Source organism: Neobacillus terrae (assembly GCF_011393025.1).
Classification (GTDB): domain Bacteria; phylum Bacillota; class Bacilli; order Bacillales; family Cytobacillaceae; genus Neobacillus_A; species Neobacillus_A terrae.
Window position 1 is genome coordinate 1 of the sequence record NZ_JAAOEO010000053.1, and the last position, 7,499, is coordinate 7,499.

The window sequence follows — 7,499 nt, forward strand, 5'->3', positions numbered from 1 at the left end:
TTATCTAATGGCTGGCACTATCTCTTCTAATCCAATGGATATCCTGCTTGGTGTTATTATCTTAGCTGCAGGCTTTAGCGCTGGTAAAATTGGTTTAGACCGCTGGGTGATTCCTTTCATCCGCAAAACAACATTTAAGGCAAACAACAATACGTTAAAACAAAACGCTTAACCTTTTTGCATAAGAAGAAAATGAGAAAGCACCTTATTCCTAATGGATAAGGTGCTTTTGATTGACTGGACGGAAACTAACTTTTACTCTGCAGGTCAAACTCCCATTCTTCTCTAAGATTTAAATAGAGTACTAACAGCATATTTTCCGTTTCACGTTCGTTAGTCACTTTCAAATCAAGTCCTGTTTTAGGAAGCATGATCTCTGCCAATTGCCTGGTTAAGGGCTGTCTTTCCTCCGCTGTTATTTGATTAAATCGCTCCGCATATGTACTCAGAAGTTTCCATTCCTTTATGCCAAATGATGAAAGAGCCCAATTCTCAAGCGTTAATTCATTTTTGTCCAAGCCTCTTTCAATGATCTCTTTTTCAATAGGTGAAAGTTTTTTTTTCCTTTTGGCTTTTCGTTCATGAATAACTATGGTGCCAGCCACTACATCTCCAATCCTCTTATGCCGGGAGTGAAAAAAGACCATGAGAATCCCCAATAAATAACTCACAGGAAGAGCATCTATGATTCGAAGCAGATTGCGGATAAAGCTTGATAGTAAGGTAATACTATGGCCGTTTTCCTGGATAGCCCTTATCCCAATTATTTTTTTCCCGATTGTTCTTCCACCCGTAAAGTACTCCATGACAAAAAAATAACCTCCATTTAAAACAAACAAAACAATAATAGCGATGGCTATTGGCAGCGAGTCCATTTGCATAAAAAAAGGAAGGCCGGACATTCCTTTCATAATAAGAAGAACAGCCAGTATAACAAGAATATTTACAATGGCTAAAATGGCATGATCAATGATTAACGCAGCAGCTCTGCTTCCCAAGCCTGCGAGACGAAACTGGATGGATACAAACTCAGGTGTTTTAATATCCATTTGTTCTTGATTCATAAGCAGTCCCCACCCCCTGTTTATATTTTCTAAAGCTGTTTTCATTTTTCCAATTAATTACTATAATGAAAGAAAGATAAACTTGTCTGCTAAGGGATTTGCCGCTCCCTTCAGTTAAAAAGAGTACTAAAAGGAGGCGATAAATATGAATGTTAAACAATTTCTTAAGACCTATCGGGATGATTGGCAGCAGCTTGAACATATGGTGATAGCCCTTAGCAAAAGCAGAAAATCAATAACAGGTGAAAAAATCACACAATTCCATCGCCTCTATCAAAAAGCAGCTCAGAATCTTTCGTATAGCCAGACCTACTTTCCAAATTATGAAGTAACTCTTTACTTAAATGATTTGGTTTCGAAATCACATAATTTACTCTATAAGGATCAAATTTCAAGTTTTAAACAGGTTCGCAATTTTTTCAGCACAAAATTTATTGGCCTTTTACTGGAACAATGGAAGTTTGTCATCGCAGCAATGGTTCTGTTTGCTATTGGGGCAGTTGGAAGTTTTCTATCTGTCATGAATGATCCTCTTCATATTTATTCCATTCTGCCACCTGACATGATTCAGGGAATTGAGCCAGAGCATCTGGGTAAAAACCATGGTTCAGTCAATTCCTCCCTTATGTCGGCCACGATTATGACGAACAATATCCGCGTTGCTGTTCTAGCTTTTGCCGGTGGCGTCACTTTTGGCCTCTTAACTGTGGGTTTATTGATTTATAATGGTATTCTTATCGGATCGCTTGCAGCCCTGTTTTGGCATCACGGAAAGTCCTATGATTTTTGGGCTTTTATAGTTCCCCACGGGATCATTGAACTGACGGCTATCTTTATTGCCGGAGGTGCCGGTCTCCTGATGGGCTTTAAGCTTTTTGTACCGGGAAACTTTTCCCGTGGGCTGCAATTAAAGGAGCAGGCTAAAAGATCGGTTCAGCTGCTGCTTGGAACAATCCCTTTATTCGTTGTTGCCGGGGTAATTGAAGGTTTTCTTACACCCTCTGCGCTTCCGTTGGGTGCGAAATACCTTGCTGCTTTTACTACCCTTATTGGGTTAATTCTGTATATCCTGATTGGCAAGCTGAATTTGTCAAAAAAAGAAGCTAAAGAAGATTTCGGTTCATGATTTCAATATAATGAGAAACGGCAGCGGCTGCCAATCTTTCCTCACCTGCCTCCACAAGCTGGAGGCCTTGTTTTTCCCATCTAACCTTTTCCCTTTTTTTATTTAGCATCTGCTGCTGGGCCATACTTTTAAGCATAGCGGACTCAAGGTCCAAAGGCTCCTGTTTGATTCTTTTTAAAATCGTTTGATCTTCAATTCCAATCATAATAAATATATGCCTTTTTCTTAAACGCTTTAAATATGCCAACGATGTCTCATCATGAAGAAAGGTTTGGACATCGCTGAATAATAATAGCAGGCTCCTTTTCTTCTGAACCGTTTCCATATACTGCAGCACCGCAGCATAATTGGATTCAACTGCATCGACACCTAGATTATAGATAGCGTGCAATATGGTCTGCAGCTGAGCCATTCCCTTTGCTGGTGGGACAAACACCTTTATTTCTTTTGAGAAAGCCAGGACGGAAACATAATCGCCTTTTTTTAAAGCAGCGGCTGCCACTGTCAGTGCTGCTTCCATTGCTTTTTCCAGGCGGTTACCGTTCTTTAATTCTGCCCCCATCATTCTTCCACAATCAATCAAAATGGTTATATACTTTCCATGTTCCGGCTCATAATCATTTGCCATTACTTCATGAAGTTTGGCTGTTTGGCGCCAGTTAATCTTTCTGGGATCATCCCCGGCTGCATAGGCTCTTATTTTTGAAAAATCCCCTACACCGCTTCGCTTCCTGCGAATCTTTACTCCCTCATACATTAAAAATTGCTGTGCATTCTCAAGGTATTGCTTTGTCTCTGTTAAATCAGGAATAACCTTCGCAGTATCCGCCAGCTCCACAGTTAATTGCTTTTCCCATAACCCAAGAGAGCTGCTAAAACGGAAATATATCTTTTCTATCTCATATTTTCCTCTTACTGTGGCGATGGTTTCATACCTGACTTCTGCAGCCGAGTGTTCCGGAATAGACCCTTCAGTCTGAAATGACCTGACAAAAGATTGAGGCATATCATCGACGAATCGATAAGCCAAAGCGTGAGCAGAATCATTTGTTATTTCAAGCGAGACAGTATAGGAAATTCCTCTTTCCATTTCTTTTGGAATAATCCGCTTAAAGGAAATGTCCTTTTTACCAGCCGATAACCTCAAGTCAGCCAAACTTGCCAGCAATGCTACCACATTTACAGTTACAAGGAATCTCCAGGATATATCGAACAAAGCTGCTATTAAAAGCACCAAAGATAGAGTGGCAAAGACCGCCAAAAGACGCTTTGTTGGCAATATTCCTCTATCTTGGAACAGGAACCGAGCCCACAAGCTCTTCGATGATTTGGTCAACCGCTGCTCCCTCCAATTCCGCGTGCGGAGATAACTGAATTCGATGCCGCAATGCCGGTTTGGCGACTATTTTAATATCGTCTGGCGTGACATAATTCCGCCCTGCGAGATAGGCCCAGGCTTGTCCCGCTTTTCCAATGGAGATGGCTGCCCTTGTACTTCCGCCAAAGCGAATAGCTTCTGATTCCCTCGTTTTTCTGACAATCTTCATAATATACTCAACGACGTTCTCCGCAATTGTAACTGCTTCTATCTCTTTTCTGATATTCAGGAAGTCATCCATATTTAAAGATGGGGACATATTTCTTTCGTCAAAGCGTTTTTCAATCACTTGTTTTAGAACACTTTTTTCCTCTTCAAATGAAGGGTAATCAATTAGAAGCTTGAACAGGAACCGATCCTGCTGTGCTTCAGGAAGTGGATAAGTTCCCTCAAATTCAATTGGATTCTGAGTCGCTACGACAAAAAACACTTCTGGGAGGAAAAAGGTTTCTCCCTGGATGGTAACTTGTTTTTCTTCCATGGCTTCAAGCAATGCTGCCTGTGTTTTTGCAGGTGTCCGATTAATTTCATCGGCTAGCAGGATATTAGTGAAAATGGGACCCTTCAGTGTTTGAAAGCTTCCCTCCTTCATATTATAAATAGCACTTCCTGTAATATCGCTGGGTAGCAGATCTGGAGTAAACTGGATGCGGTTAAAGTCGCCCCCCAGAAGACCGGCCAGTGTCCGAACCATCTTTGTTTTTCCTGTACCTGGAACACCTTCTAAAAGGACATGTCCTCCGGCGAGGATGGCAGATAAAAGAAGCCTAAGATTTACACTTTGCCCTAATATACGTTCTTCATATTTTTTAAGAAAGGTAGATAGCTGTTCATTCACCCTTCCTCCACCTCTTTTCTTAATCGATTCAGGTTTTGCGACCACTGTAAATATTCCTGTTTGCTTACGTCTTCTTTTGCTAAAATCGCTGTTAATCCCTGTAAAAATGTTCGAATTTCAGCTTCGGGCTGGTTTAGCCACTTTCGGTCTAAATGACCGGTTAAGTCATTCCATTCCCAGCTGTATGGGATTCCCCAAGCTTCCTGGAGCAGCAGCTTTACATAGTCAGCCTGTATTAATAAGGAATCATGGTACCGTCGTCCGCGAAGATACCAGGCGGTTAGAGCCTGTATTCCCTCATCACTGAACCGGACCGTCTCCTCTCTCGGAATAAATATTGGGCCAAAACGCTTTCCGCTCTGCCAGAGCCAGAAAACAAGTATCAAGATCCCCTGAAGAAGGAGAAGCAAAAACCATTTTGGGAACACACTTAAATATCGCGGTGCGTTCTGTTCACCGTGTATGTACTCATCGAGCAGAATGGTTTCTGATCTGCTTTCTTTTAATAGATTTAAAACAAGCGGCAAATGATCCTGCTTTACTATTTCGCGATTAGTCATCCATTCTGGCGCAATATTAACAATTAATTTACCTTTGCCAACCTTGCGCTCAATCGCAACAGTACCTCTTTCATCACGCAGAAGAATGGTATCCTCCTTATTCGCAAGCAGCCGTATGGGAGAGCTTATTTCCCCTCTGAATGAATGATTTTTATTGTCATAGAGTTTGGTAACAGGCTTACTTGTTCCGAAAGGATTCGTTTTAAGGTCAAACATTCCTTTAGGATTTTCCTTAAATAATAGAATGGTATTCCCTGCCTTTAAAAACTTTAGATACGCCTGCATATCTTCTTTTTCCGGCATAAAGAAAGGTTCAATCATAATCAGGAGATTTCCTTTTGCTGATTGGGGCAGTATTTGGGGAACCTGAGCCCAGGTCTTCATCCCCTGTTCGTCCTTTAAATAAGTGTATATAGCCTTTACTCCATCTGGTGCTGGCGAATTACTTACATACCTTGGGTAATCCTTAGGCTTAGGAGAAAAGCTGAAAATACTGCTTACAATAAAGAGAGCAAATAAAAGAACAAGCCAAATCGATGGATTCAATGATTTTTTCACTGACTCCTCTGCCCCCTTTCAGGAAGCGGCTCTTGAAAGCGGTTCGTTTCTTCAAGCCACTTCATAACCGTGCTGCGGAAGGCAAAATATTCTTCTCTTTCAGCTGTTTTCTCACCATAGGCCACTTCATCAAAAAAAGAAGTGAAGCCAGAAAATTGTGAAGCCAGCTGCTGATCAATTTTGCGAAGCTCCTCATAATAATCCCAATTTGTTTTCCATATCCTAGCTTGAAGCCATTCTTTTTTATGGAAATAAAGGAGCAAAGCTAAAAACAAATGACGTGTTGCGCGTGTATATTCTTCATCTGCCTCAAGTCTTTGAGCTTCGTCCAGGTGCTGCTGAAACGTCCAATTGATTTCCTGGGATGACGATAAAGGTTTTTTGGTTCGCTGCCATCGGTTTCGTCTGCTTCTGCGGAATAGAAAAAATACTGTCAATGCCATCAGTAAAAGGAAAATAACAATAAGACCCATTAAAATGGGACCAGAAGCAAGATTTGCTGATTCAAAGGAAGGGAATAATTTTGCAAGCTGTTCAGCAATCCACTGTTGTGCGCTTTCCCACCACTTTTCTAAAAATCCCTTCCTGCTATATACCTGATACTCTTTGCCGTCCAATATTCTTTCAAGCTTGCTCCGTGCCTTATTTTCATCAAGCATGATTATCACCTAGCTACTATATTTAGACGTTTTCTATTTCGTAGTCTTGAATCATTTCCTTTAAATCTTCTGCATCATGCCTGGTCTTTAAATCAAGATACATAACCGCATAACCAACTGAAAAGAACAAGGTTGTAAATAAACTTGTCAGGTTGGTAATAATCGAATTTAAAACACTATTTCCAAGAATTGCAGAGAATGTTCCCTGTACCGCGAAACTGATTGCGGCCACTATTAAATAAAACACAATATAAAGCCCAAGAGTTGCCCAGGTACGTTTCCTCGAAAGTCTCCAGCTCCGTCCAAAGCCTGGTGACTTTTTATCAAGGACAACCGAGGCAAAATAAAAGCTCCAGCGTGTCAGCAATAAGCCTATCCCCAAGGCAAAGCCTAAAAATAAAATAATCCCGAGGAGGACTCCCAAAAAGGGATTTGCCATAGCTCCAAAAAAGCTAGTTAAACCGATAACAGCTCCAGGAACAATGATCAGTCCTATAGCGATTAAAGCAAATAAAATTGTGCTGCCAAGCATCGGCCAAAATCGGGAAAAGGCTTCTTTTAACACTAAACGGACCGTATACTCTTCATTCCTGCGTATATGATTAATCACAAAAAGAATAGCGGCATCGGCAACCGGAAAGAAAATAAAACTTAGCAGACCGACTAAAATCAATCCCCAGTCGGCACTCAAGCTGCTTGAATCCACCGTTCCATCAGCACCTTTTTGAAAACCGGATATAATCTGTTCATACCAGGCGCCCCCGCTGCCAGCTTCCCTTAAAAAGCTTTGTCCTGAAAAAAGCCCAACAATTGCTTCAAGAAGGAAAACAGGTCCCATAATAATAAGTAAAATCATAACCAAACCCTTAAAATGCGCCTTACTTAACGAAAAAGTATGGTCAAGAATTTCTCCAAATCCCTTTGGTTTTGCAAATCTCTTTTCCAATCGAAAACCCCCTAAGTAAAAGTATAAATAAGTATGATTTATTTTATCATTAATCCTATATTTTGAGAGAAAAAGTTAAAAAAAGAAAATAATTACAAAAATTATTAAACTCGAACTTCTAGGCTTTTAAAATCCTATTTACGAAAAAAATTTTAAAATTGACCTTACTAGACCTTCAAATCTTTCAAAAATAAAATGACCCCCAGATTTTTACCATCACATTTATACCATTATCTCTTTAAAGTGATGTTTACTAGACTTCCATTAGTAACCTTCCTCCTCTGGTCCGTTCCTGTAATATTTTGTTCAAAATGTTTTGACGGAATTGTGAAACCACACACAAACTCCACTCAAATCATAATCCTTAAAC

Annotated in this window: 7 protein-coding genes; 1 reads left to right on the forward strand and 6 read right to left on the reverse strand. The window is 40.4% G+C overall.

Features of this window, described 5'->3' with window-relative positions; translation table 11 throughout:
- Nucleotides 1–248: 248 nt before the first annotated feature.
- Nucleotides 249–1,064 (reverse strand): RDD family protein, encoded by an 816-nt coding sequence (locus G8761_RS26220; RefSeq protein ID WP_166030874.1) that lies wholly within the window; start codon nt 1,062–1,064, stop codon nt 249–251.
- A 145-nt stretch (nt 1,065–1,209) separates the two neighbouring features.
- Here G8761_RS26220 and G8761_RS26225 point away from each other — a divergent pair, with 145 nt between their 5' ends.
- On the forward strand, nt 1,210–2,190 hold the full coding sequence (locus tag G8761_RS26225) for a stage II sporulation protein M (RefSeq protein WP_166030875.1): 981 nt from the start codon (nt 1,210–1,212) through the stop codon (nt 2,188–2,190).
- On the opposite strand, the gene G8761_RS26230 is transcribed toward G8761_RS26225, so the two are convergent.
- From G8761_RS26230 to G8761_RS26250, 5 genes are read right to left on the reverse strand one after another with little or no spacing between them, the layout of a single operon-like run.
- Nucleotides 2,168–3,526, reverse strand: a complete 1,359-nt coding sequence (locus tag G8761_RS26230) for a DUF58 domain-containing protein (protein WP_243450165.1) — start codon at nt 3,524–3,526, stop codon at nt 2,168–2,170. The two genes, G8761_RS26225 and G8761_RS26230, sit on opposite strands and share 23 nt — an antisense overlap.
- The gene (locus tag G8761_RS26235; protein ID WP_166030876.1) at nt 3,477–4,406 is read right to left on the reverse strand and encodes an AAA family ATPase; all 930 of its coding nucleotides are present in this window, start codon (nt 4,404–4,406) and stop codon (nt 3,477–3,479) included. Before G8761_RS26235 ends, G8761_RS26230 begins: the two co-directional genes overlap by 50 nt.
- Nucleotides 4,403–5,524 carry a DUF4350 domain-containing protein gene (locus tag G8761_RS26240; protein ID WP_166030877.1) on the reverse strand — a complete coding sequence of 374 codons (1,122 nt, stop codon included), beginning with the start codon at nt 5,522–5,524 and terminating at the stop codon, nt 4,403–4,405. Before G8761_RS26240 ends, G8761_RS26235 begins: the two co-directional genes overlap by 4 nt.
- Entirely contained in the window at nt 5,521–6,183 is a 663-nt protein-coding gene (locus tag G8761_RS26245) for a DUF4129 domain-containing protein (protein WP_166030878.1), read from the reverse strand. The genes G8761_RS26240 and G8761_RS26245 overlap by 4 nt, the downstream gene beginning before the upstream one ends.
- Before the next feature lie 22 nt (nt 6,184–6,205).
- Nucleotides 6,206–7,129 carry a DUF7847 domain-containing protein gene (locus G8761_RS26250; RefSeq protein ID WP_166030879.1) on the reverse strand — a complete coding sequence of 308 codons (924 nt, stop codon included), beginning with the start codon at nt 7,127–7,129 and terminating at the stop codon, nt 6,206–6,208.
- Nucleotides 7,130–7,499 lie beyond the last annotated feature (370 nt).

Bases quoted from the DNA above. Each gene is read 5' to 3' on its own strand.
- G8761_RS26245 (WP_166030878.1), bottom strand. From the start codon at position 6,183: ATGCTTGATGAAAATAAGGCACGGAGCAAGCTTGAAAGAATATTGGAC.
- G8761_RS26220 (WP_166030874.1), bottom strand. From the start codon at position 1,064: ATGAATCAAGAACAAATGGATATTAAAACACCTGAGTTTGTATCCATC.
- G8761_RS26225 (WP_166030875.1), top strand. From the start codon at position 1,210: ATGAATGTTAAACAATTTCTTAAGACCTATCGGGATGATTGGCAGCAG.